The organism is Novosphingobium meiothermophilum (assembly GCF_003171715.1).
Lineage (GTDB): Bacteria > Pseudomonadota > Alphaproteobacteria > Sphingomonadales > Sphingomonadaceae > Novosphingobium > Novosphingobium meiothermophilum.
The window spans coordinates 177,620-200,584 of the sequence record NZ_QGHL01000007.1 but is presented as its reverse complement, the minus strand read 5'-3'; the positions used below and the strand labels follow the sequence as shown (position 1 = coordinate 200,584).

21 protein-coding genes are annotated in these 22,965 nt (G+C 63.8%); 13 read left to right on the top strand and 8 right to left on the bottom strand.

What is annotated here, in order from left to right; all coding sequences use genetic code 11:
• Window positions 1-3: 3 nt before the first annotated feature.
• From DKM43_RS05145 to DKM43_RS05130, 4 genes are all read right to left on the bottom strand, one after another.
• Entirely contained in the window at window positions 4-747 is a 744-nt protein-coding gene (locus DKM43_RS05145; protein WP_236632398.1) for an IclR family transcriptional regulator, read from the bottom strand.
• Window positions 747-1,136 carry a nuclear transport factor 2 family protein gene (locus tag DKM43_RS05140; protein ID WP_201739786.1) on the bottom strand — a complete coding sequence of 130 codons (390 nt, stop codon included), beginning with the start codon at window positions 1,134-1,136 and terminating at the stop codon, window positions 747-749. Before DKM43_RS05140 ends, DKM43_RS05145 begins: the two co-directional genes overlap by 1 nt.
• The gene (locus DKM43_RS05135) at window positions 1,133-2,263 is read right to left on the bottom strand and encodes a cobalamin-independent methionine synthase II family protein (RefSeq protein WP_109797998.1); all 1,131 of its coding nucleotides are present in this window, start codon (window positions 2,261-2,263) and stop codon (window positions 1,133-1,135) included. Before DKM43_RS05135 ends, DKM43_RS05140 begins: the two co-directional genes overlap by 4 nt.
• A 73-nt stretch (window positions 2,264-2,336) precedes the next feature.
• On the bottom strand, window positions 2,337-3,302 hold the full coding sequence (locus tag DKM43_RS05130; protein ID WP_236632397.1) for a helix-turn-helix domain-containing protein: 966 nt from the start codon (window positions 3,300-3,302) through the stop codon (window positions 2,337-2,339).
• On the opposite strand from DKM43_RS05130, the gene pobA reads away from it, so the two are divergent.
• Entirely contained in the window at window positions 3,301-4,470 is a 1,170-nt protein-coding gene (gene pobA / locus DKM43_RS05125; RefSeq protein ID WP_109797405.1) for a 4-hydroxybenzoate 3-monooxygenase, read from the top strand. The genes DKM43_RS05130 and pobA overlap by 2 nt on opposite strands.
• Before the next feature lie 119 nt (window positions 4,471-4,589).
• A complete protein-coding gene (locus DKM43_RS05120) occupies window positions 4,590-5,264 on the top strand; it encodes a response regulator transcription factor (RefSeq protein WP_109797404.1) in 675 nt (224 codons plus the stop codon).
• A gap of 137 nt (window positions 5,265-5,401) precedes the next feature.
• Here DKM43_RS05120 and DKM43_RS05115 read toward each other — a convergent pair whose 3' ends face one another.
• Both DKM43_RS05115 and DKM43_RS05110 read right to left on the bottom strand, forming a co-directional pair.
• On the bottom strand, window positions 5,402-8,041 hold the full coding sequence (locus DKM43_RS05115; RefSeq protein WP_109797403.1) for a TonB-dependent receptor domain-containing protein: 2,640 nt from the start codon (window positions 8,039-8,041) through the stop codon (window positions 5,402-5,404).
• A gap of 130 nt (window positions 8,042-8,171) precedes the next feature.
• A complete protein-coding gene (locus tag DKM43_RS05110; RefSeq protein WP_109797402.1) occupies window positions 8,172-9,734 on the bottom strand; it encodes a hypothetical protein in 1,563 nt (520 codons plus the stop codon).
• Window positions 9,735-9,999: 265 nt separating this feature from the next.
• Between DKM43_RS05110 and DKM43_RS05105 the strand changes: the two genes are divergently transcribed.
• Window positions 10,000-10,386: a hypothetical protein gene (locus DKM43_RS05105; protein WP_109797401.1), complete on the top strand. Its 387-nt coding sequence runs from the start codon at window positions 10,000-10,002 to the stop codon at window positions 10,384-10,386.
• Between the two features lie 117 nt (window positions 10,387-10,503).
• The gene (locus tag DKM43_RS16450; RefSeq protein ID WP_161554038.1) at window positions 10,504-10,662 is read left to right on the top strand and encodes a hypothetical protein; all 159 of its coding nucleotides are present in this window, start codon (window positions 10,504-10,506) and stop codon (window positions 10,660-10,662) included.
• Between the two features lie 31 nt (window positions 10,663-10,693).
• Here DKM43_RS16450 and queF read toward each other — a convergent pair whose 3' ends face one another.
• Window positions 10,694-11,149, bottom strand: coding sequence for a preQ(1) synthase (gene queF / locus DKM43_RS05100; protein WP_407938482.1), 456 nt, complete (start codon window positions 11,147-11,149; stop codon window positions 10,694-10,696).
• Between the two features lie 287 nt (window positions 11,150-11,436).
• Here queF and sseA point away from each other — a divergent pair, with 287 nt between their 5' ends.
• The 9 genes from sseA (at window position 11,437) to DKM43_RS05055 (ending at window position 20,117) form a co-directional block, all read left to right on the top strand.
• The gene (sseA, locus tag DKM43_RS05095; RefSeq protein WP_109797400.1) at window positions 11,437-12,279 is read left to right on the top strand and encodes a 3-mercaptopyruvate sulfurtransferase; all 843 of its coding nucleotides are present in this window, start codon (window positions 11,437-11,439) and stop codon (window positions 12,277-12,279) included.
• 99 nt (window positions 12,280-12,378) lie between these two features.
• The gene (metC, locus tag DKM43_RS05090; RefSeq protein WP_236632396.1) at window positions 12,379-13,620 is read left to right on the top strand and encodes a cystathionine beta-lyase; all 1,242 of its coding nucleotides are present in this window, start codon (window positions 12,379-12,381) and stop codon (window positions 13,618-13,620) included.
• Window positions 13,617-14,567: a mechanosensitive ion channel family protein gene (locus DKM43_RS05085; RefSeq protein WP_236632395.1), complete on the top strand. Its 951-nt coding sequence runs from the start codon at window positions 13,617-13,619 to the stop codon at window positions 14,565-14,567. Before metC ends, DKM43_RS05085 begins: the two co-directional genes overlap by 4 nt.
• A gap of 68 nt (window positions 14,568-14,635) precedes the next feature.
• Window positions 14,636-15,406, top strand: a complete 771-nt coding sequence (gene cobA, locus DKM43_RS05080; protein ID WP_109797399.1) for a uroporphyrinogen-III C-methyltransferase — start codon at window positions 14,636-14,638, stop codon at window positions 15,404-15,406.
• Window positions 15,407-15,417: 11 nt separating this feature from the next.
• The gene (locus tag DKM43_RS05075) at window positions 15,418-15,714 is read left to right on the top strand and encodes a DUF2849 domain-containing protein (RefSeq protein ID WP_109797994.1); all 297 of its coding nucleotides are present in this window, start codon (window positions 15,418-15,420) and stop codon (window positions 15,712-15,714) included.
• A 1-nt stretch (window position 15,715) separates the two neighbouring features.
• Window positions 15,716-17,368, top strand: a complete 1,653-nt coding sequence (locus DKM43_RS05070; protein WP_109797398.1) for a nitrite/sulfite reductase — start codon at window positions 15,716-15,718, stop codon at window positions 17,366-17,368.
• Window positions 17,361-17,792 (top strand): DUF934 domain-containing protein, encoded by a 432-nt coding sequence (locus tag DKM43_RS05065; RefSeq protein WP_109797397.1) that lies wholly within the window; start codon window positions 17,361-17,363, stop codon window positions 17,790-17,792. Before DKM43_RS05070 ends, DKM43_RS05065 begins: the two co-directional genes overlap by 8 nt.
• Window positions 17,793-17,815: 23 nt before the next feature.
• Window positions 17,816-18,631 (top strand): phosphoadenylyl-sulfate reductase, encoded by an 816-nt coding sequence (locus tag DKM43_RS05060; RefSeq protein ID WP_109797396.1) that lies wholly within the window; start codon window positions 17,816-17,818, stop codon window positions 18,629-18,631.
• Window positions 18,632-18,713: 82 nt separating this feature from the next.
• Window positions 18,714-20,117 carry an SLC13 family permease gene (locus DKM43_RS05055; protein ID WP_109797395.1) on the top strand — a complete coding sequence of 468 codons (1,404 nt, stop codon included), beginning with the start codon at window positions 18,714-18,716 and terminating at the stop codon, window positions 20,115-20,117.
• A 28-nt stretch (window positions 20,118-20,145) separates the two neighbouring features.
• Here DKM43_RS05055 and DKM43_RS05050 read toward each other — a convergent pair whose 3' ends face one another.
• Entirely contained in the window at window positions 20,146-22,929 is a 2,784-nt protein-coding gene (locus DKM43_RS05050) for a phosphoenolpyruvate carboxylase (RefSeq protein WP_109797394.1), read from the bottom strand.
• Window positions 22,930-22,965: the final 36 nt, after the last annotated feature.

Below are 22,965 nucleotides of genomic sequence, written 5' to 3'. Positions count from 1 at the left end.
AGTTCAGTGCGCCAGCGCGCCTGCACTGCGCTGCAAAAGCTGCGCGACCTTCGCCTCAAGCTCGGCGGTAAAGCGCACTGCCGGAACAGCAACGCTGAAGGCGCCGACAATCTGCCCGTCCATGACAGCCGCCACCGCCATGCCGCAGATCCCCGGCGTTGCCTCCTCGCGTGCAAGGCAGATGCCGCTCTGCCTGATCTGCACAATATCGGCCCGCAGGTCCCCTTCGGAAACGCGCGTATGCGCGGTGAGCATGGCTCTTGTCGTGCCCGCGAAATAGTGATCGAGTTCCTCGTCGGGCAAGGCGGCCAGCATGATCTTGCCCGCGGCAAGGGCATGAAGCGGCCGCCGCGTGCCGGGATCGACCGCATAGCGCAGCGCCTGATCGCTGGCCTCGGTGATCAGCGCCTCGACTTCCCAGCCGCGCCGGACCATGAACGATGATGTTTCGTTAAGCTCGGCGCGCAAGGCCCGCACAAGCGGTGCCACCCGGTCTTCCAGCGTGAGCGCAGCTTCAGGCGCCCGCAGCCTTTGCAGGCCGGGTCCGGGCAGATAGCGCCGCCCTTCCCGCAAAAGATATTCCCGTTCGGTCAGCGTGGCGAGCAGATAGGACAAGCTGCTGACCGGGATGGCCAGCGCTGCGGCAATCTCCTGCGCCACCACGCCCTGCCGGCGCGCCACGACATACTCGATCACATCGAGCGTGCGCATAGCGGATTTGACCGGGTTGGAAGCAGCGCTTGCCATCAGAAGGTCAGGCTACCCCGCCGCTCGGCAAATCGCCAGCCATCGCCCGTCAGCACGAAACGGTCATGGAACGAGCCGACCAGCGGCGCGCTCTCGCCGGTAAACAGCAGCATGGCGCTCGTGCCGCGTGCCGTGGTCGGGCTTTCGATGTCGATGACCACGTTGGAGCAGACATGGCGCGTCTTGCGGGGCGGCCGCGCCTTGAAGGCGGCAAGGATAGCCTCGCGCCCGGCAATTCCCGCATCGGGGGCGGTCGGGCGATACATCACGCCATCTTCGGCATAGAGCGCCGCCACCTCATCCCAGCGAGCTTCGTCGTTGAGATTGGCATAAAGCGCAACCAGGCGCGCGCAATCAGCCTCAGCGGCGCGCCGCTCGTCCGCCGTCACAGGCGGCTCGCGGCAATGTCCGCGCCCTCGCGAAGCGACCTGAGCTTGCGCCACGTCACGATCGGATCGAGTTTGCCATAGCCCGCAAAGGTGCCGAACCCGCAATCGGTGCTGGCCACGACCCGTTCCGGCCCGACGATGGCGGCAAAGCGTTCGATGCGCTGCGCGATCAGTTCCGGGTGCTCGATATAGTTCGAGCAGGTATCGATCAGTCCCGGCGCAAGGATCTTGTGATCGGGCAGCCTGGCGTCCTTCCACACCTTCCATTCGTGTTCATGACGCGGATTGGCGGCCTCGAACAGGATCGTGGCGGGCCGTGCCTTGAGGACGATGTCGATCACCCGTTCCAGCGGAATGTCATGATCGTGCGGGCCTTCGTAGTTGCCCCAGCAGATGTGCATCCGCATCCGTTCCGGCGGAATATTGGCGGTAGCCGCATTCAGCGCCTCGACATTCGCTTCGGCAACCTTGAGGAACTCTTCCTCCGACAGATCCTGATACCCGGTGTGTCGGCTCATGGCCAGATCGGGGCAATCAAGCTGAAGATAGAAGCCCTCGGCCACGATCGTCTCGTATTCCTCGCGCATGGCATCGGCCAGATCGGCAAGATAGGCTTCGTGACTGGGATAATGCCGGTTCACCTGGAATGCGGTGATGAGGCCCGGCGAAGCCGCATTCATGAACGCTTCGGTATCTGGCGCAGCATGCTTGTCCAGCGCGGCCTTGAAACGGCGGATATCGTCATGCAGCGGCTGAAGCGTGACCTTGCGCACAGGGCCGATGCACGATGCGCGCACGAACTCCTGACTGCCCATGATCGCCGAAAGCTTCTTCGCAAGATTGGGCACTTCGGCAAGGTCAGCCGCGGGCTTGCGATCGATGTGCCCGCCGAAGCCCGAAAGCCGTTCGATCATGTAGGTGGAGTAGCCGACCTTGCCCAGTTCGCCGTCCGAAACAACCGAAACCCCGGCCTCCACCTGATGGCGCACGGCATCATCCACCGCGGCCGATACCAGACGGTCGAACTCGGCGGCGTCATACGGTTCGCCCTTGTCGCGCGCCAGCAGCAGAGGGGTAAGTTCGTCGCCACGCGGGAGGCTTCCGACATGGGTGGTCTTGATCTTCACCATTCTGCAAACCTCTCCGCAATTCATATCCGTGAAGATTTCATAGCGGAAGATCAGGCCGAGACAAGCCGTTTCAGTGTGTCGGCATCTTCTCCCGTGATGGGCGCCGACCGGTCATCCGCTGGTAGAACCGCGAGAAATAGCTGGGATCCTCGAAACCGAGTTCGGCCGCCACCTGAGCTGCGGTTGCATTGGTGAAGCGCAGCAGGCGCTGCGCCTCCAGCGCCAGACGGCGATGGATCACGTCCATCGGGCTGGTTCCGAGGCTGGCCGCCGTCATGCGCGAGAGCGTGCGGCGGGTCATGCCCAGCGCACCTGCGTAGAAATCAAGATCGCGGTGCTGCCGATAGTGGACTTCCACCAGTTGGCGGAAGCGTTCCAGCCGTCGGTCGGAACGCGCATCGCCAGCAGACGAGCCCCCCGCCGCAACAGACCGGATCAGCGCTTCGGCCAGCGCCATGAACAGGGGATCGTGCTCCTGCCACTCCTGCTGAAGCCCCAGCATCTCGCGCGCAAGCCAGAAGGCGCGTCGTGCCGTATCGAACGAAAGAGCCTCCACCCCGCCCCGCGCAAGCACGGCGATCAGCGGGTCCGCCCCGCCCGATGCCCTTGTGGAAAAGTCGGTCGACAAGGTGAGGACAAATCCCCCTGTTCCCTGCCGAAACCGGAAACCATGAACGGCCCCTGCCGGAATGATGACCCGCCCCGGCCCTTCAAGCGCATAGTCCGCACCATCCAGCAGGACCGCCGCATGTCCCTCCTCTACCAGCAAGACCTGCACGAAGTGATCGTGCCGGTGCACCCCGATTTCCCAGTCGTGCAGCGCGCTGCGTTCGGCGATTGTCTCGATATGCGCAAATCCTCCCGGCGCTCTGGCCGCGCCTTCGCCATAAAGCGCATAGCTGGGGATCGATCGCGCCATGTCCTGAAAGTGCCAGAAGATTGTCCTGCCGCTGCATTCCGCAATTCCTGCGCCCTTGTCAATTTGCGGTGCAGAGCTTCCGGCATCCCAGTGTCGGCGCGTGGGAGACAGTGCCATGAAAACCCAGGTTGCCATCATCGGCGCAGGCCCTGCCGGTCTGCTGCTCGGTCATCTGCTCAAGGCCGAAGGTATTGATTGCGTCGTGCTGGAACGCCAGACGCCTGATTACGTCCTCGGCCGCATCCGCGCGGGTGTGCTGGAACAGATCACCGTGAGCCTGATGGAGCGGCTTGGCCTGAATGCGCGGCTCAAGGCCGAGGGTCTTGTCGAGGAAGGCTTCAATCTGGCCGATGGCGAACGCCTGATCCGCATCGATGTGGCAAACCTGACCGGCAAGACCGTGGTGGTCTATGGTCAGACCGAGATCACCAAGGATCTGATGGATGCCGCCCCTTCGCGCGGACTTGAAGTGATTTATGGCGCGGCCGACGTGGCACTGCACGGCATCGAAAGCGATGCGCCCCATGTCACATTCCTGCACGATGGCAACGAGCGCCGCCTCGATGCCCGCTTCATCGTCGGATGCGACGGGTTTCATGGCCCCAGCCGCAAGGCGATCCCGCTTGGCGCGGTCCGCGAATACGAGCGCGTCTATCCCTTCGGCTGGCTTGGCATTCTGGCCGATGTCCCGCCCTGCAACCACGAACTGATCTATGCCAATCACGAACGCGGCTTTGCGCTGGCCTCCATGCGCAGCCACACCCGCAGCCGCTACTATGTCGACGTGCCGCTGACGGAGAAGCTTGAGGACTGGCCCGACGAGCGCATCTGGGACGAACTTGCCATCCGCCTCGGCCCCGAAGCTGCCGCCAACATCACGCGCGGCCCCTCGATCGAAAAATCCATCGCGCCGCTGCGTTCCTACGTGTTCGAACCCATGCGTCACGGCAGCCTGCTGCTGTGCGGCGATGCCGCGCACATCGTGCCGCCCACCGGCGCCAAGGGCCTCAACCTTGCGGCCAGCGATGTCCACTATGCCACCGAAGCCCTCGTCGGCTATTTCAGGCACTCCGACAACGATGCCGTGGGCGCCTACTCGGCCAAGGCTCTTGCCCGTGTGTGGAAGTCGGAACGCTTCTCGTGGTCGCTCACCAAGCTCATGCACCGCTTTCCCGATGATGGCCCGTTCGAACGGGCAATGCAGGTGGCCGAACTCGATTACATTTCCACCAGCAAGGCCGCGCAGACGAGCATTGCCGAAAACTACGTCGGCCTGCCGGTCTGAGGCTGCTTTTCCATCTTTCTCGATGGCACGGCCCAATGGACGGGACCGTGCTGTAACATCGTCATTTCCCCGTCACATAGCCGCGACAGAAAGCCTTCAAGGACAGGGGCTTTCTGCACATGCGGCGTATCGACATTCTACTGACGGATGATCTTGCGGGGGGGCGCGAGACCTTCCAGCATTCCGACCTGCGCGTGGTATTTCATCGCTGGAAATCCGATGCCCCCCTGCCGCTGATGGAAGGGCGGCCATGGGCCTTCATCGACTGGGTTCTGCCAGACATGTCGGGGCTTGAACTGTGTCGCAGGCTGCGCGCTGTCGACAGTCTGGGGCATGATGCGCATATCACGATGATCCTTGAGGAGGACGATCCGGAGGCCAAGCGCCGCGCCCTGCGCGCCGGGGCCGACGATTACATCCTCGGCCCGGTTGATCGCAGCGCCCTGCTGGATCGCGTCCTTTCGATCCAGTTGCCCGAACACGAAGCGCCCGCCCGCATCCTCAAGCTGGGTGATCTTACGCTCGATCTCTCGGCATTGCAGGCCCGCTGGCGCGAAAAGCCGCTCATGCTCATGCCGAACGAATTGCGCCTGCTGCGCTATCTGATGGAGCAGCCCGGCCACGTCTTCAGCCGACAGCAGCTCATCGTGGCACTGGGCAAGAACGAACAGCCGATCGACGAGCGCACGGTCGATGCCTGGGTCAGCCGCCTGCGCCGCGCTCTGCGCGATGTCGGCGCAGGATCGCCGCTGCGCACGGTCCGCTCGCTCGGATACGTGCTCGACCGTCCCTGATGCGCCCCGGCCTTACGGCAAAAGTCTCATCCCCGCCGGTTCGCACCCGGCGGGGTTTTTCATGGCGTTGCTTCCCCAAAAAAAAGAGGCGGCTCCGGTGAAGAGCCGCCTCCAGAGGGGTGGAAAGTCAAAAAGGGTCAGAAAGTAACCGATGCCGAGAGTGCAAAGGTGCGACCGACATCGTAGGAGTTCACCTCAACGCGGTTGGCCCCAAGCTGCTGGAACTCGATATTGCGGCGACCGGTGAGGTTACGCGCTTCGAACTTCAGTTCGACTTCCTTCTTGAACAGATTGAAGCCCTGCCGCGCGACGAAGTCGATCCGCAGGCCCGGATCCTGGAAGATGTCGGGCTGGCCGGTATTGAGCAGACCGCGGCTGAAGACACGCTTGCTGGCATAGCTGAACAGAAGCGTCTGCTGCGAAAGCTTGTCGGTGTCCTCGATTCCCAGTTGCAGGTTGGCGATATGCTCGGACTGGCCGGTGAGCGGAACGCCATCGCGGAAATAGTCGAGCGCGCGGGTCGATGCGGCCTGGAAATAGGAGGTCGTATCACCCTCCTTCACCCGCAGCTTCGACTTTGTGTAGGTATAGTTGAGGATCGACACGAGCCGCCGCGATTCCCACATGCCGCCCCAGCCCGAAAGGTCGAAATACTTCTGCAGTTCGACTTCCGCACCGTAGAGATCGGCGCGCGGCGCATTGGCGAAGCTGGTGATGACTTCGTCGGACTCGGTCGTCACGAAGGATTCCACCGGTTTTTTAAGACGCTTGTAGAAGCCTGAAAGCGAAAAACGCTGATCGCGCGCGAAATACCATTCATAGCGCGCTTCCGCATTGGTCAGGGTGCTGTCCTGAAGGTTCGGGTTGCCGCGGAAAACGCGGTTGGTGTCCGGATCGAAATAGAACTGGAAGATCAGCTCGCGGAACTGGGGACGCCCGATGGTCTTCGATGCGTTGAACCGCATCTGCATGTCATCGCGCATCTGCCAGGTCAGGGTCGCGGCGGGCAGCCAGTAATCCTTGTTGATGCGGGTCTGGCTCGCACCCACCGGAACGTCATTGAACACCTGAAGCGGCGAGACGACCATGTTGCCCTTTTCGAAGCGCACACCGGTATCGAGCTGCAAGTCATCAGTGATCTGCGCATCGATCTTGGCATAGGCGGCGTGGTTCTTCAGCGTGGCGACGAAGGCCGGGAAGCCTTCGTTCACGTCGATCAGGCGAATGTTGAATGCCTTGATGACAGCATCGCTCAGCAGGTAATCCGGCCGCAGCGTGTTCACGCCCTGCGGCAGGTTGACCGCACGGAACTGGAAGTCGCGGCGCGAACTGACGCGGTTGAAGTCGGCATAGGAATAGCCGACCGTTGCGGTCAGGCTGGGCATGATCTTGTAGGCAATGTCGATGCCGCCCGACCACAGATCCTCGTTCAGGTCGGAAAAGCTGACGTTGGCGCGGCCGGCATTGCCGTCAAGGTTGTTCACGAACAGGTTGCCGAGAGGGTCGGCGGCCACGTTCGTGCGCACATATTCGAAGCCCAGTTCGTAAGGCGCCTCGCGCTGCGAGTTGGCGTATCCGCCGCGCAGATCGACGCTCAGCTTGTCGGTCAGCTTGAGTTCGGCCACCATCTGCGTGTCGATGAGCTGGCGCTCATACCAGGCAGTTTCCTGCTGCTGCCAGTCGGCCGTGGTCTGGTTGCGCTGACCAAGGCTGATGCGCGTGTGCTTCAGGGTGTCGCGAATATAGAGGTTGGTCCAGCGGATGCGGTTGCGGCCCCACTCAACGCCAACCCCCATCATCCCGTTGGCCACGATCCGGTTGTCGGTCACGACACGGTGGAAATCGGACTGGAGGATCGAGAGATCAGCTTCGAACGAGGTCTGGCTGGTGATGTCGCGCGTGATCCACTTGTTGCTGTATCCGGCAGTGGCGATGACGCCGAGCGTTGCCCCGCCAAGATCGAACGACGTTCCGGCCGAAAGCGATGCCGAGCCATTGGCCGGCATGTTGGGAATGCGCTGGGTCAGCCCGTTGCGCGTGTTCACGATGCCCTGCGCCAGCGCGATGTTGTCGATGTTGCCGGAGCTGAGCCGCTCGCCGCTGGCGAAGAAGGCACGAAGCCGCCCCGTAAGGTCGCGCTGGCCGTTGTCAAATCCGGTCCAGTCGGTGCTGGAACCGTAATAGGTGTAGCCAAGCTGGTTGGTCGTCTCGGTATCCCACGCCCCGCCTGCGCCAACGGTCACGAAGGATTCCTTCGGCACGGCCTTGGTCGTAAGGTTGATGACACCGCCGCCAAACTCGCCGGGATAGTTCACGGAATAGGACTTCTGGACGAGCGACGAGGCAATGATGCTCGACGGGAACAGGTCGAGCGGCACCACGCGCTTGAGCGGTTCGGGGCTGGGCAGCGGCGAACCGTTGAGCAGGGCAAGGCTGTAGCGATCGCCCAGACCGCGCACATAGACATAACCGTTGCCGACCACGCTGAGGCCCGTGACCCGCCCCAGCGCGCCCGCGATGTTGCCTTCACCCGTCCGCGCGATTTCGGCAGTGCCCAGCACCGAGACGACTTGCGGCGCAGCCCGCTGGATATTGCGGTCACGCTGGCCAGTCACGACGATCTGCCCGCCGGGGATCGAGACTTCCGGCGCCTCTTCCTGAGGCTTTGGCTGTTCGGCCGCATCGGACGCCGGGGCGGCCTCCTGGGCGTATGAGATGGCAGGCGCAATGAACGCCGTCGAAAGCAGCAGCGTCGTGGCAAGCCGCAGCATTGTCATGTCCTTCGTCCCCCCTGGGGAACATCCTGAGGAATTGTATTCCAGCCTGAGGAATGTTCTTTTTGGTCAGTAGCGAGAAAAGGGGGGCAGCCGTTGCCAGCCACCCCCCGCTTTCCCGAAAGGCAGCCGATCAGGTCGTCGGGATCGCAGTGCAGCGGCCGCTGGTCGAACCGAAGTTCGCCGCATCGCTGTTGCAGGTCCAGCCGGCATACCAGGTGTCGCTCGCGTTGCGCACCGCGCCGATCCACGTCACGTTGTCGAAGAACGAGGATACGCCCGTCACGGTGAACGCGGTGACGGCGGTTTCGTTCGCGCCGTTGATGAAGCCACCCGTCAGTGTCGAGGTGAAATCGTCGCGGTTGTTGTTCGAACCAGCTCCGAAGAACGTCGCTACCTGTGCCGCAGTGTAGGTGCCGGTGCCGATATACTTCGTCGGACCGCAGGTCATGACGACCGATCGGGCCAGCAGCGTCGCGGCATTGGCGCCACCCGAACCGTTCATGCGGATGCACTCGTTCTGCGGGGCAACGACAACGCCGTTGTAAAGCTCAACGTCGGCGTTGCCGCGGAAGAGCATCGCAGCCTGATTGTTCGATTCGTTGTTGCTGCTCGTGGCAGGCTGGATCGCGGTGAAGTTGGTGATCCGCGCCCGCTGACGCGGGAACTGGGCTTCGTTGTTGTTGCTGTCCAGTTCCATCAGCGAGTCGCCAAGGCCCGAACGCTGGATCAGGAGCAAATACTGGAGATTGGCCTGAATGCCCGTGTCCATATCAAGGCTGTCGTCATCCGCGCCAACCACCACGAGGTGCTTGAGGTTCACGGTGCCGCCGAAGAACTCGACGCCATCGTCCGAGCTGTTGTAGGCCATGATGTAATCAAGTTCGGTGCCCGACCCCGTGCCCTCGGTCGTCAGCGCCTGAAGCTCGCTGTTCGCGCTGAGCACGAAGCCGGAGTAGCGGATCTGGACATACTTCATCCGGCCGCTGCTATCGGCCGAATTGTTGCCGCCGTAGCGTGCGGGATCTGTCGCGCCTTCAGTCTGGCGTTCGCAGGTGTTGGGAACGCCTTCGCTGGCCACCGAACCGAAGCCGCAGTCAGTGATCGGCGCGCGCCCCATGAGCACAACACCGCCCCACTGCTGGTTCGAGAACTCGTTGTTCAGACCCAGCACGTTGTCGCGGCTGGTAAAGATGATCGGCTGCGTGGCGGTGCCCACAGCGTCGATCGCGTTGCCGCGGTTCACCGCAAGCCAGGTCGTGCCCGTGGCGGCAAAGAGCACCACGCCCGGATCAATCGTGAGGGTAACGTTGGTTCCTGTCGAACTGAAGCCACGGTCAACGCCCACGTCGGTGCGGCCATTCAGGCGATAGAGCAGCCCCGGCAGCTTCACCAGACGCGAGGAGACGTTGATCTGGTTCGGCAGGGTGCAGACGCGCCAGGTGCCTTCGGGGCCAGTGATCGTGCCCGAATCGGTCAGTCCCTGCGGATCGGCAATCGTCGGGCAGCCAGCGGCGGGCGTGACCAGCGACGACGTCGGCGTCGGCGTGGGCGTCGGCGTGGGTGCCGGATTGTTGGTGGTGTTGTTGATGGTCACATTGCCGCCGGTGCCGGGCGAGGCAATATCGGTGGGGCCGCATCCGGCCAGCGCAAGCACGCTGCAACCAACGAGGAACAGGCCGAGGTTCGTCTTCACTAGAAATCCCCCATGAAACCCGGCCGGAGCGATTCCGACCGTCACGCATGGGCCGTCTAGGCGCGCAAAGTGACAGCCTGTTTGCGGTTTCCTGACAGATTTGTGTCAGATTATCTGACGGTTATTTGACTATTATGACAAAACCTCCACCAAACCGCGGGCTTTGGAGTTACACTTTTATGACAATGTTTCAGTTTCGTTGCATCAAACGAGAATCACGGCATCTTCATCCTCAACAAGAGCAATTCGAGACCGGAGAGCCATCATGTCCAACACCTTCCTCCTTGCAGCCGCGCTGATGAGCCAGTCTGCCGTCATGATCACGCCGCCGCTGACCGTGCCCGCCCCCGCGCTGCCGAGCGGAGAAGTCGGCTACAACGAAATCATGGCGGGCCGCCCGCTGGCTGCCATCGGCCGGATCGAAGGAGGGGATCTGATCAAGGCGGATGATCCGCTCGCGCTCATCAATCTTGGAACGGCCTACAAGATGATCGGGCGCAAGGATGTCGCCGCGCGTCATTACCGCAAGGCCCTTGCCAGCGATCAGCGCTACGATGTTCAGCTTGCCGACGGTCGCTGGGTGGATTCGCGCCGCGCCGCGCGGCTTGCGATGTCGGGGATTGACCGGAACGAGACGCTGGCGCTGCGGTAAGGTCCACCCTTTTTGGCTTTGAGCGGCGCCTTACGCCATTTGTAACTTTTTGCTTTGATCCAGATCGGATAGTTCTCGCCGGATTGGAGGGAATCTGTCGGGGGTCTGGATCGGGGTATGTTCTCGCTCAAATGTCTGTTTGGGCTGCACCAGCCAGTGCGCAGTTCGGTGGTGCGTGAAGCGCTTTACTATTCCTCGCGCTGCAAGGGCTGCGGCAAGCCCATTCGCCGCCTGCGCAAGGGGCGGTGGGCTTTGAAAAGCGGCAAGGACCGCTGATATCAGCTTCCTGCCCGGCCTCTGCCGGGGTCTAACCGCGTCCGCGATAGGATGCCACGCCCTGATCCGGAAGCCAGACTTCCGCAGGCGGCGCTCCGCTTTGCCAGAACACGTCGATGGGAATGCCGCCGCGCGGATACCAGTAGCCCCCGATGCGCAGCCAGCGCGGCTGCATTTCGTTGAACAGGCGCTGGCCGATGCCAACGGTCACATCCTCGTGAAAGCCCGCGTGATTGCGAAAGCTGCCAAGGAACAGCTTGAGCGCCTTTGATTCCACGATCGTTTCGCCCGGCACATAATCGATCACCAGATGCGCAAAATCGGGCTGGCCCGTCACCGGGCACAGCGAGGTGAACTCTGGCGCGGCAAAGCGGATGACATAGCCCGTGCCGGGCCGAGGGTTGGGCACATAGTCGAGCACGGCCTCGTCGGGAGAGGCCGGAAGGCTCGTCGTCTGTCCAAGGAAACGCGGAGAAGCAGTCATCATCACATCCCATGCCCGACGGAGGCGATCATGCCCCGCCGGGAACCGGTTCGCCCTTTGCACCCCTCTCCAGCCCGGAGCAAGGGCCTTCGCCTTTGCCTTTTGGACCATCCCGTGCTGTGGTTTGCGCGCGCTGCCAGCCTTTCCGGCCAAGTCACCGATTTTAGAGGTCGACGCCGGTTAGCGGCCTGTTTAATCTCCTGTCCGATGAACCCACGCCAGATGGGTCGCAGCACAAGCCGGTTGGCTTAGCCGACCGGGCAGCAGGCAGGCAGGAGCACGGGAAATCTATGGATTCGCTGGTTTCAACCCAGTGGCTCGCGGACGAGATGGGCGCGAGCGATCTGCGCATCGTCGACGCAACGGCATTTCTGCCAGAACATGGCCGCGTGGCGCGGCTGGAGTATGAGGCATGCCATATTCCCGGCGCGGTTTTCATGGACCTGTCGGAACTGGTGGATACGGCATCACCGGTGCCCAACACCCTCCCTCCGGCCGAAAAGTTCGCCAGCAGGATGCAGTCGCTGGGCCTCGGCGATGGCAGTCGCGTCGTGATCTATGATGACAGCCCGGTAAAGACAGCAACGCGCGCATGGTTCATGCTGAACAAGTTCGGCGCGCAGAACGTGGCCCTGCTCGATGGCGGGATTGCCAAGTGGAAGGCCGAAGGCCGGCGCTGCGCGCAGGGCGTGGAAACGCTCCGCCAGCGGCACTTCACCGTCTGGTCCGATGAAAGCCATGTGCGGACCAAGGCCGATGTTCTGGCCAACCTTGAAACCATGGCCGAACAGCTTGTCGATGCGCGCGGCGCGGGCCGCTTCACCGGCGAGGTTCCGGAAACGAATCCGGCGCTGGCCAGCGGGCACATTCCCGGCGCGCGCAACCTGCCCTATTCAACCCTGTTCAATCCCGATGGCACCTGGAAATCGCCCGATGCAATAAGGGCGCTGTTCGAGGCGGCAGGGGTCGATCTTGCCCGCCCGCTCATCACTTCGTGCGGATCGGGCATGACCGCCAATGTCCTGATCTTTGCTGCCCACCTCATCGGCAAGAACGATGTGTCGCTCTATGACGGATCATGGAGCGAGTGGGGGCTGGACCCGGCAACACCCAAGGCCACCGGACCTGCCTGAGGCCCGCCGTTCCCGGCAATCCGAAGCCTGCGGTCCCGCCTGCACGGCAGATCGGCGCCCTGCTTTATGGGGCGCAAGGTTGCTGCTATCCGGCCAGACATGACCATGATGCAAGACGATGAACCGCGCGGCCCCGGCACGCGCGCCGTGATGGCCGGACGGCGCAGCGAATGGACCGGCACGACCGATCATCCGGCCGCCGTGGTCAACCCGCCCGTGTGGCGCGCCTCCACCCATCTCTACCCCGATATGGCGGCGCTGCGCAGCACGCCGGCCAACGAGGACGGCCGATTCTACTACGGGCGCCGCGGCGGGCCGACCCAGTGGGCGCTGGCCGAGGCGCTTACGCAGCTTGAACCGGGCGCGGCAGGCACCGTGCTCTACCCGTCCGGCGTCGCGGCCATTGCCGGCGTGCTGCTGACGGTGCTGCGACCCGGCGACGTTCTGCTGATGACGGACAATGCCTACGAACCAAGCCGGGTCATGGGGCGCGGCCTGCTGAAGGATTTCGGGATCGAAACCCGCTGGTTCGATCCTTGCGATCCTGCCGCGTTCGAAGCCGCCTGCTGCGAGCGGACACGCTGCGTCCTGCTCGAAAGCCCCGGCAGCCTGACCATGGAAGTGCAGGACGTGCCCGCACTGGCTTGGGTGGCGCGCGCGCGCGGGATCGTGAGCGTTATCGACAATACCTGGGCCTCGCCGCTCGGTTTTCCGGCCCTTGCTCGCGGCGTCGACATCACGGTGATGAGCCTCACCAAGCACGTGTCCGGCCATTCCGACTGCATGATGGGCAGCGCCAGTGCGGGGCCGGAATGGTATCGCAGGTTGCGGCTGCGCGCGCAGGGTCTGGGCACGGTCGTCTCGCCCGACGATGCAGCCCTCATGCTGCGGGGCCTGCGCACCATGAATCTGCGGCTGGAGCGCGAGACCGCAGCAGCCCTTGAAATCGCCCGCTGGCTGGCAGCGCGGCCCGAAGTGGCGCGCGTGCTGTGCCCCATGCTGCCGGGATCGCCCGGCCATGATCTGTGGCAGCGCGATTTCACTGGCGGCTGCGGCCTGTTCAGCTTCGTCCTGAAAGGCGGCACCAGCGCGGCCCGTGATGCCCTGATCGATGCGCTTGGCCTCTTCGGCATCGGCTATTCGTGGGGCGGATTCGAAAGTCTGGCAACGCCGGTCGATCCTGCCCCGATCCGCACGGCAAGCGCGTGGCCGCTTGTCGGCATGGAACCGGATGACCGGTTTGGCGTTAGACTTTCCATCGGGCTGGAAGATACGGCCGACCTCATTGCCGATCTGGAACGCGGCCTTGCCGCGTGGGCGGCGCACGGAGCGAACGCGTGAACACCTTCAGGACGCAGGTGGCCGAAACGGTCCGCCTGCTCGACGAAATCGGCTTTACCATCGGCAGCTATCACATCTCGGTCTGGGGCGCCTTGCGCATCCTGATCGTGATGGCGCTTGTCGTGCTGTTCGCGCGGCTGGGCAGCAGGCTGGCTCGACGAGCCTTCCGCCGGATCGACAGTCTCGACGGCGCGCAGCAGCTCCTTGGAGAGAAGCTGGTTTCGCTGGCCATATGGATCCTGGCGGTGCTGATGGGGATAGACGTTCTCGGCATCAGCCTCACGGCGCTCACCGTCTTTTCGGGCGCGTTCGGCCTCGCTATCGGTTTCGGCCTTCAGAAAACCTTCGGCAACCTGATTGCCGGGATCATCCTGCTCATGGACCGATCGATCAAGCCGGGCGACGTAATTGCCGTGAACGATGGCAAGGGCAACACCTTCGGCGAGGTCAAGAAGATCGGCATTCGCGCGGTGTCCGTCACCACCCGCGACAACCGCGAATATCTGATCCCGAACGAGATCCTTATGACCAGCCAGGTCGAAAACTGGTCCTACTCCTCGCGCGAGGTGGGCATCTCGGTGCCGGTCGGCGTTTCGTATGACAGCGATCTCGACCGCGTGCAGGAACTCCTGCTCGAAGCCGCGAAGGCCACTCCGCGCGTGCTCGAACATCGCCCGCCCAGCGTGCTGCTGAGCGGTTTTGGCGCAAGCAGCGTCGATCTTACCGTGTTCCTGTGGATCGACGACCCGGAAGAAGGCGTGGCCAACATCCGCTCCGAAGTGCTCAAGCGCGTGTGGCGGCTGTTCAGGGAAAACGGCATTTCCATCCCCTTCCCGCAGCAGGATCTGCACCTGCGCGACAGCGAGGGCCTGCGCCTGCTCACGAGCAGTATTGCGGCAGGCGCAGGCACGAAGGAAACCGGCATCCCGCCCGAGCAGGATCGCTAAAGCTGATCTAGTCCGGGGGCAAAGCATTCTCGCTGGCGACTGGCGCGCCCTGCGCCCATGTGGCCCCCATGAGCAACTCTCCATCGAGAATCGGCACCGTCTATCTGGTAGGCGCCGGGCCGGGCGACCCTGATCTTCTCACGCTGCGCGCGGCGCGGCTGGTGATGAATGCCCGCGTGCTGGTGCATGACGGCCTTGTCGATCCCGCAATCCTTGCCATGGCCCCGCAGGGCTGCCGCATGATCTCGGTCGCCAAGCAGCGCTCTCGCCACACCATGCGGCAGGAGGAAATCAATGCGCTGCTGGTGCGCGAGGCCCTTGCCGGGAACGATGTCGTGCGCCTGAAGGGCGGCGATCCCTTCGTTTTCGGACGGGGCGGAGAAGAGGCAGAGGAGTGCATCGCCGCCGGGGTGCCGGTCGAAGTCGTGCCGGGCATCAGCGCCGCAATGGGCGCTGCCGCATCAGCCATGATCCCCCTCACCCACCGCGAGAATGCCAGCATCGTCTCGTTCGTCGCAGGCCAGTGCAAGGGCCTCAGCGATCAGAACTGGGCGGGCCTTGCAGGCTTTGGCCGCACGCTGGTGATCTACATGGGCGTCGCCACCGCCGAAGCCATTGCGGAAAAGCTCATGGCAGACGGGCTTTCGCCCGAAATGCCCGTGGCAGTAATCGAAAACGCATCGCGCCCGCAAATGCGCGTGCTGCGCGGCCAACTTGCGGCGCTGGGTGCTGTGGTAGCGAGAAACAAGGTCAGCAGCCCTGCCCTCATCGTGATCGGTGAAGTGGCGGGCCGGGGAGACATGATGGAATTGAACAAGGTTCTGGAGGCGGTCCGATGAAGACCGGGGAAATCAAGATCATCACCGGCAACGATCTTCGCACCGGCGATGTCGTGTGGTGGACCGGCGAAGGATGGTCGCGCCATGTCAATGACGCGGTCGAAGCGGGCGAACATGCCGAAGCAGTCATCGCGCGCGAGAATGCCAAGCAGATCGTGACCGATACCCACGTGATCGATGCCACCCGCACCGCAGAAGGTGTGCGGCCAGCCCATATCAAGGACCGCATCCGGGCGCTTGGCCCCACCGTGCGGCTCGACCTTTCCCTCAAGCCTGCCGATCCCGATGCCGGCACCTGGGTGATCTGACATGTACCAGTATGACCAGTATGACCAGGCCATGGTCGATGCCCGCGTGGCGGAGTTCCGCGATCAGGTGGAGCGGCGCCTTGCCGGTGACATCACCGAAGACCAGTTCAAACCCCTTCGGCTGAAGAACGGCCTCTACCTCCAGCTCCATGCCTACATGCTGCGGGTGGCCATCCCCTATGGCACGCTGAGCAGCCGCCAGATGCGGATGCTGGGCGACATCGCGGACAAATATGACCGCGGCTATGGCCATTTCACCACGCGGCAGAACATCCAGTATAACTGGATCAAGCTGCAAGAAGCACCCGATCTGCTGGCCGATCTGGCCTCGGTCGAAATGCATGCCATCCAGACCAGCGGCAACTGCATCCGCAACACCACGGCCGACCAGTTCGCGGGCGCGGCGGCGGACGAACTGGTCGATCCCCGCCCCTATGCCGAACTGCTGCGCCAGTGGTCGACCTTCCATCCGGAGTTCGACTATCTGCCGCGCAAGTTCAAGATCGCCATCATCGGCAGCGAAACCGACCGCGCGGCCATGAAGCTGCACGACATCGGCATTCAGCTTGTGAAGAACGATGCGGGCGAGATCGGCTGCCGGTTCTACGTCGGCGGCGGCATGGGCCGCACCCCCATGATCGCGCCGGTTATCGGCGATTTCGTGCCCCCGCTTCAGATGATTTCCTATCTGGAAGCGTGCCTGCGCGTCTATAACCGCCACGGCCGCCGCGACAACAAGTACAAGGCGCGCATCAAGATCCTCGTCCACGAAATCGGCGCCGACGAATACCGCCGTCAGGTGGAGGAGGAGTTCGCGCATATCCTGACACTGGGCCTTGAGCCGCCACCGGCGGAACTCGAACGGATCAAGGGCTTCTTCGCCGATCCTGCGTTCGATCCTGCTGCGCCGGATGAACTTGACCTTTCCGATCCCGATTTCGCCCTGTGGGTGGATCAGAACATCCATGCCCACAAGAAGCCGGGCTATGCCATCGTAAATATCAGCCTCAAGCCCGTTGGCGGCATTCCGGGTGATGCAACGTCCGACCAGATCCGCCTCATGGCCGATCTGGCGAAGGATTATTCGTTCGATGAACTGCGCGTGACCCATGCCCAGAACATCGTCCTGCCCCATGTTCGCAAGGCCGATCTCTACACCATCTGGCAGAAGCTCGAAGAGGCTGGCCTTGCCAATGCCAACCTTGACCTGATCGGCGATATCATCGCCTGCCCCGGTCTCGACTATTGCAGCCTCGCCAATGCCCGGTCGATCCCGGTGGCGCAAAAGATTTCCGAGCGTTTTGGCGATCTTGGCCGCCAGCGCGAACTGGGCGAACTCAAGCTCAAGATTTCGGGCTGCATCAATGCCTGCGGGCATCACCACGCAGGCCACATCGGCATCCTTGGCGTCGATCGCAAGGGCGTGGAAAACTACCAGCTTCTCCTCGGCGGCTGCGAAGGTGCAGACACCTCGCTCGGCCAGATCACCGGCCCCGGCTTCAACGAGGACGGCATCGTCGATGCGGTCGAAAAGGTCACCGAGGTCTATCTCGCCCAGCGCGCACCGGGGGAACGCTTCGTCGATACCTTCCGGCGCATCGGCATGACCCCGTTCAAGGAAGCGATCTACGCCAAGGAGACCGCCAATGGTTGAGCAGACCCTGCGCTTCCGCGACGATGAGCCGGTTGGCGATCCGGCCGTGACGGTCGATGCCTTCGCCGATCAGTCGAACGCCACCGCCGTGCGTATCGAGCCGGGCGATGATGCCCGCGCGCTTCTGCCGCATCTTGATCGGATCGCGCTCGTCGAGGTGAACTTTCCCGCCTATACCGACGGGCGCGGCTATTCGGCAGCGCGCATCCTGCGCGAGCATGGCTACACCGGCGAATTGCGGGCGGTGGGCGATGTGCTGGTGGACCAGCTTTCGCACATGCGCCGCTGCGGGTTCGACAGCTTCGCGCCTGAACAGCCGATCAGCGCCGAAGCCGCCGCAAGGGCCTTCACGACATGGCCTGAGGTCTATCAGAAGACGGTCGACGGCCGCCCCGCCATATGGGCGAAGCGTCACCCCGCCTGAACCGCGGGACAAGGACTGAAAGCATGGACAGCACCAGAAACGCCCGCACCGAGGCTCGCAAGATCGACCTGATCGACGCCCGCCCGCGCTTTACCGAAACCGACGCGATCCGGCTCAACCACCTGTTCCGGGGAACCGACACGCAGGACATGCTGCGTTCGGTGATCCGCGACGGGCTGGCTGGCGATCTTGCCATCGTTTCGAGCTTTGGGGCCGAAAGCGCTGTCCTGCTTCACCTTGTTGCAGAAATCGATCCTTCGGTGCCCGTGCTGTTCCTTGAAACCGGCAAGCACTTTGCCGAAACGCTCGCCTATCGTGACGAACTGATCGGATTTCTGGGGATGACCAATCTCCAGATCATCGAACCCGATCCGGACGTGATCGCCACGAAGGACGGGAACGGCCTGCGCTGGTCATGGGATCCCGACGGCTGCTGCGAGATCCGCAAGGTCGAGCCGCTGGCAAGGGCGCTGCTGCACTACGACGCCTCGCTGACCGGGCGCAAGGGCTTCCAGTCGAAGACCCGCGCGGGCCTTCCCCGCTTCGAGATAGACCATTCCGACGCGCAAGGGCGGCTGAAGATCAATCCGCTGGCCTCGTGGGACAAGGCCACGCTCGAAGCCTATTTCGCGCAGCACGGCCTGCCACCCCATCCGCTGGTGGCGCAGGGCTATCCTTCTATCGGCTGCGCGCCATGCACCAGCAAGGTGGCGCCCGGCGAAGACCCCCGTTCAGGGCGGTGGAAAGGCTGGGACAAGACCGAGTGCGGCATCCATCAGCCGACCGATGGCAAGAAGCCGGGCAACGAACTGCCGCCGGGCTACGAACCGGTTTTCTGAAAACCGCACCTGCCCATTTGCCAGCGCGCGAACCCCTCTGCTAGGCCGGTCGCCGGTCGAGGGGAGCTGAAGGGGTCTGGCTTTGGACGCGCGCAGAATCGGACTGATTGCAGGGCCGCTGGGCTTTGCGGCAACGCAGCTGCTTGCCGCACCTGCCGGAATGCCCGACACCGCATGGAGCGCGGCCGGTCTTGTCGTGTGGATGGCCGCCTGGTGGATGACCGAGGCGCTGCCGCTGTCGGCAACGGCCATGCTGCCCTTCCTCGTTCTGCCGCTGACCGGCGTGGCCGATGCCAACAAGACCGCCGCCGCCTATTATTCGCCGATCATGTTCCTGTTCATTGGTGGGGCGTTTCTGGCGCTCGCGATCGAGCGCACGGGCCTGCACCGAAGGCTGGCGCTGTTCATCATGGGGCTGGCCGGGCACGGACGGCGCCAGTTGCTGCTGGGCGTCATGGCCGCCACGGCCACCCTTTCCTGCCTCATCTCGAACACTTCGACCGCGCTCATCATGATGCCCATGGCGGTCGCCATGCTGCGCGCTGGCGGTGTGCGCGAAGGCGAGACCGGCGGCATGGCCGGCGCCCTGCCCATCGGTATCGCCTTTGCCGCCTCGATCGGCGGGCTGGCAACGCTGATCGGAACGCCCACCAACGCGATTGCCGCGGGCCTTATCGACAGCGCGCTGGGCGTGCGCGTCACCTTTCTGCAATGGGCGATGTATGGCGTGCCGATTGCCATGATCGCAGTGCCGACCGCAGCCTTCATCGTCGCGCGGGTGCAGCGGCTCGACGCCGACAGTTTCGATCCGGCTGCGGCCCGCGCCGCGATCCACAGTGCCGCGCAATGGAGCGCGCCGGAAAAGCGGCTCGTGCCCGTGGTCGCGCTCGCCTTTCTCGCCTGGGTGTTTCAGCCGCTGATCGAGAAAGCGTTCCCCGAAGGCGGCTTTACCGATGGCACCGTGGCGGCCATCGCCGGGCTGGTCCTGTTCATCCTGCCCGATGGAACCGGCAGGCGGATGCTGACCTGGCCCGAAGCCAACCGCGCCCCGTGGGACGTGGTGCTGATGTTCGGCGGCGGGCTGGCAATGGCCATGGGTATGACCACCAGCGGCCTGACCGAATGGATGGTCACCATGCTCCTGCCGCTGAGGCACGTGCCCCTGCCCCTGGTCGCGCTGGTGCTGGTGGCGTTCGTGATCCTTGTTACCGAGTTCGCCAGCAACATCGCGGCCGCCAGCGGGATCATGCCTGTGGTGGCGGCGCTTGTCGGTGCGCTGGGCGCAGACCCGGTCCTGCTTGCCCTGCCTGCCGCCTTCGCCGCCACATGGGGCTTCATGCTGCCAGCAGGAACCGGGCCCAATGCCCTTGCATGGGCCACGGGGCATTGTTCTATGCGCGCCATGGTGAAGGCAGGCTTCGCGCTGGATGTGGCCGGCGTTTTCCTGCTCGTCGGCGTTGTCTGGCTGCTTGCCCCACTGCTCTGAACCGGGCGCGGCACGGCTCAGGAACCGCCTAGCCGTGGGCGCCGAAGTAGTTGGCGATGGCCACCGCAATGCGAATGTTCAGGGCGTGGGCCCGCTCGATCGGATCGATGAACCGCGCACGGATCGCGCCATAGTCCTCGCCGCGATGATCGGGATAGTCGGTTTCCTCGTTCACCGGAAAATCGCCAATCTCCGGCTCGATCACCGGATAGGCCCGCCGAAGCTGCGCAAGCGCATCCTCCACGCGCAAGGACAGGACCATTTCCAGCACGTCCTCGCGGCTGACATCGTTCGACCGGGCAAAGGGCGGCACCTGCACGGCGCGGATGAACATGTGCATCAGCAGCGCCAGCCGCACCGATTGCAGCAGGCCGATATTGCGCCGGTCTGCATCCTGAGCCGGATCGCGCCCGGCCTTCTGGCCCGGCACCAGCGACAGCAGGCGGTGCAGCTTCATCCAGTCCACCCGCAGACGCGAAGTCAGACGGCGGAACACCCCTGCCCGGTCATCCTTGGTGAGATATTCGGCAAGCGCCAGGCAGGCTGATTCCAGCGCGGTTTCGGTGCCGCGATAGGGGCGGCTGGCCCAGTAGGCGGAATTGAACAGTTCGCCATGCGCGGCAACCGTCTTGATCGAGGCAAGGCCATTGGCGGCACGCAGCAGCCGCACAAGCTGGTTGCCGCGGGTGGACCGGCCAAGCAGTTCGGCAACCGATTCCATCTCCTCGCCCGCAGCCGTGCCCGCACCGGCAATCACGTTCACCGGATAGCCGATCTGCTGAAGGATGGCATTGTGCGGGATTGCGCGGATCTGGCGCAGGCTCATCGTGCGGTCCGCGCCAATATCGGACTGACGGCGCGAGACCCGGCTGCCCGTGCCTTTCAGCAGCCCAAGCCCGAACGCGGTCAAGGCGCGGGAATAGGTCGCGCTTTCCAGATGCTGGCGCTGCACCCGGCGGATAGAGCGGTAGAAATCAAGGCTGAGATCGGTGCGATCGTAGAACGGATCCCTGAAGGAAAGGTCCTGCTCCTGCGCCTCGTGCTCGGCAATGCGGGTCAGCGTGGCAAGCGCGAGATCATCGTTGCGGAAAAAGAGGTAGCCATCTCCGCCCTGAAAGCTCGCCTCCGGCTCGATTGTGATGCCATTGCGCGCAAAGCGCCGGCGTGCCCAGCCGGAAAGCGGCCAGGTCAGCCGGTCGGCAAAGCCCGAAGGGTGCGCGCCGCGCCCCATGGATTCGCCATGAGTGTTGAAGACAAGAGCGGCCACATCGGTCAGCCCGTTGGCCTTCATCGCTTCTGCAAGGCGGCCCTGCAATCGCTCGATCGCCAGCGCCGCGGGGATCTGCCCCATGAAGCGCCCGGCATCGGAAAAGCCGGTCTGGATCGAAACCCGCCCGCGCAGCCGCGCATAGCTGCGATAGGCTTCCTCGGAAAGCAGCGCCTCAAGGAAGCGCCCGCCATGCTCCAGCGCGGCCTCGGTCTCGAACAGGGGCGAGACATCGACCTTGCCCTCGATCCCGAACAGCCGGGCGAAATAGAGCGCGGCCAGCACTGTCTGTGGCTGTTCGCATTCGGCAATCAGCATCCGGATCGGCGCATCGGCATCGATATGCTGCACGATCTTGGCCATGACGAGGAACTGGCGCATGGCGGTGCTGGTCTCGATAGCCAGCGCGGCAAAGTTTACGCGCAGCGGCTTCACTTCGGCCAGCAGTTCGCGCAGGCGCGAAAGCGCGCTCTTGCTGCCAAGATCAAGCGTCCCGTCGGGATCGATCCGGCGGCGCAGCGCGTTGTGAAGCTGCGATGCGTTGACACGGAAGTGGATCCAGCCAAGGCCAAGGCCATCCGCCCGCATGGCCGCCGCCAGCGTGGCAAGGCGCACGGCCTTGTCCTCGTCCGCCTGCGCCGCTTCGGCTTCAAGCGCGGCGATGAGCGGCGCAAGGCTGAGCAGCTTGGCCGGATCATCAGCGCTCAGCCGGTTGGCGGCCGCCGCCAGCGCTTCGGGCGTATCCAGCGGGGCAGAGAACAGCGCCGCCATTTCGGCGGAATGGGCCTGCGCGGCATCGAGCGTTGCCAGCAGCGCATGGCCATCGTCGATCGCGCGCAGCGATGCGGCATAGCCTGCAAGGCGACGGGCCTTTTCCCGCAGGCGGAACGCAACCGAAGTGGTCCACCCGATATCGGTGCGGCCGTCCATGTCATAGCCGACCCACGTGGCGAAGCGGAACGGCAGCGGTCGGAAATCAAGCCAGCGCCCCGGCCAGCGCTGGCGCGCATGGGCCAGCAGCGCGGCATTGATCCGGTCACGCGCGGCTGCGGCGCGCCCGATCGCCGCGCAGACCTCGTCATGCTCGAAGCCCAGCGTGATCTTCGCGCCATCAGCAGGCAGGACGCAGACAGTCGCGCCCTGAGGATCATCGCTCAGCGCGGCGGTGGCAACGGCATCGGATTGCGCCGCCGAAAGCAGGAAGGTGGGATGCGCAGTGAATACGGCATGGAGCAGCGGCTTTTCCCAGCGCGCGCAGAACTCGGAAAATCCCGCCTCTTCAGGATTGAGTGCGGCAATGCGCGAAAGGTTCTCGGCAGTGTCCGTAGGTGCCACCAGACGCCGCAGGCGGGCGGCGCGGCTTTGCAGCGCCTCGCATTCCAGTTCGCTGACCAGCGCTTCCACATCGTCGAGCGAGAGATCACCTGCCTCGATCTGGCGCGAAAGATCGTGGCTGAGCTGGAACACAGGGTTGAACAGCGGCGTTTCGGCCGTCCGCTCATGAAGTTTCTGCAACCTGGCCTTGAGCTTTGCGACCGTCTTCATGTGCCCCGTCTTTCCTCGCAATTGCCCCGGTGCCTT

Coding starts and splice junctions, on each gene's coding strand:
- DKM43_RS05050 (WP_109797394.1), bottom strand. CDS start 22,929: ATGAAGACGGTCGCAAAGCTCAAGGCCAGGTTGCAGAAACTTCATGAG.
- DKM43_RS05130 (WP_236632397.1), bottom strand. CDS start 3,302: ATGGCACTGTCTCCCACGCGCCGACACTGGGATGCCGGAAGCTCTGCA.
- metC (WP_236632396.1), top strand. CDS start 12,379: ATGACCATGATGCAAGACGATGAACCGCGCGGCCCCGGCACGCGCGCC.
- DKM43_RS05070 (WP_109797398.1), top strand. CDS start 15,716: ATGTACCAGTATGACCAGTATGACCAGGCCATGGTCGATGCCCGCGTG.
- pobA (WP_109797405.1), top strand. CDS start 3,301: ATGAAAACCCAGGTTGCCATCATCGGCGCAGGCCCTGCCGGTCTGCTG.
- sseA (WP_109797400.1), top strand. CDS start 11,437: ATGGATTCGCTGGTTTCAACCCAGTGGCTCGCGGACGAGATGGGCGCG.
- DKM43_RS05145 (WP_236632398.1), bottom strand. CDS start 747: ATGGCAAGCGCTGCTTCCAACCCGGTCAAATCCGCTATGCGCACGCTC.
- DKM43_RS05060 (WP_109797396.1), top strand. CDS start 17,816: ATGGACAGCACCAGAAACGCCCGCACCGAGGCTCGCAAGATCGACCTG.
- DKM43_RS05115 (WP_109797403.1), bottom strand. CDS start 8,041: ATGACAATGCTGCGGCTTGCCACGACGCTGCTGCTTTCGACGGCGTTC.
- DKM43_RS05105 (WP_109797401.1), top strand. CDS start 10,000: ATGTCCAACACCTTCCTCCTTGCAGCCGCGCTGATGAGCCAGTCTGCC.
- DKM43_RS16450 (WP_161554038.1), top strand. CDS start 10,504: ATGTTCTCGCTCAAATGTCTGTTTGGGCTGCACCAGCCAGTGCGCAGT.
- DKM43_RS05120 (WP_109797404.1), top strand. CDS start 4,590: ATGCGGCGTATCGACATTCTACTGACGGATGATCTTGCGGGGGGGCGC.
- cobA (WP_109797399.1), top strand. CDS start 14,636: ATGAGCAACTCTCCATCGAGAATCGGCACCGTCTATCTGGTAGGCGCC.
- DKM43_RS05065 (WP_109797397.1), top strand. CDS start 17,361: ATGGTTGAGCAGACCCTGCGCTTCCGCGACGATGAGCCGGTTGGCGAT.
- queF (WP_407938482.1), bottom strand. CDS start 11,149: ATGATGACTGCTTCTCCGCGTTTCCTTGGACAGACGACGAGCCTTCCG.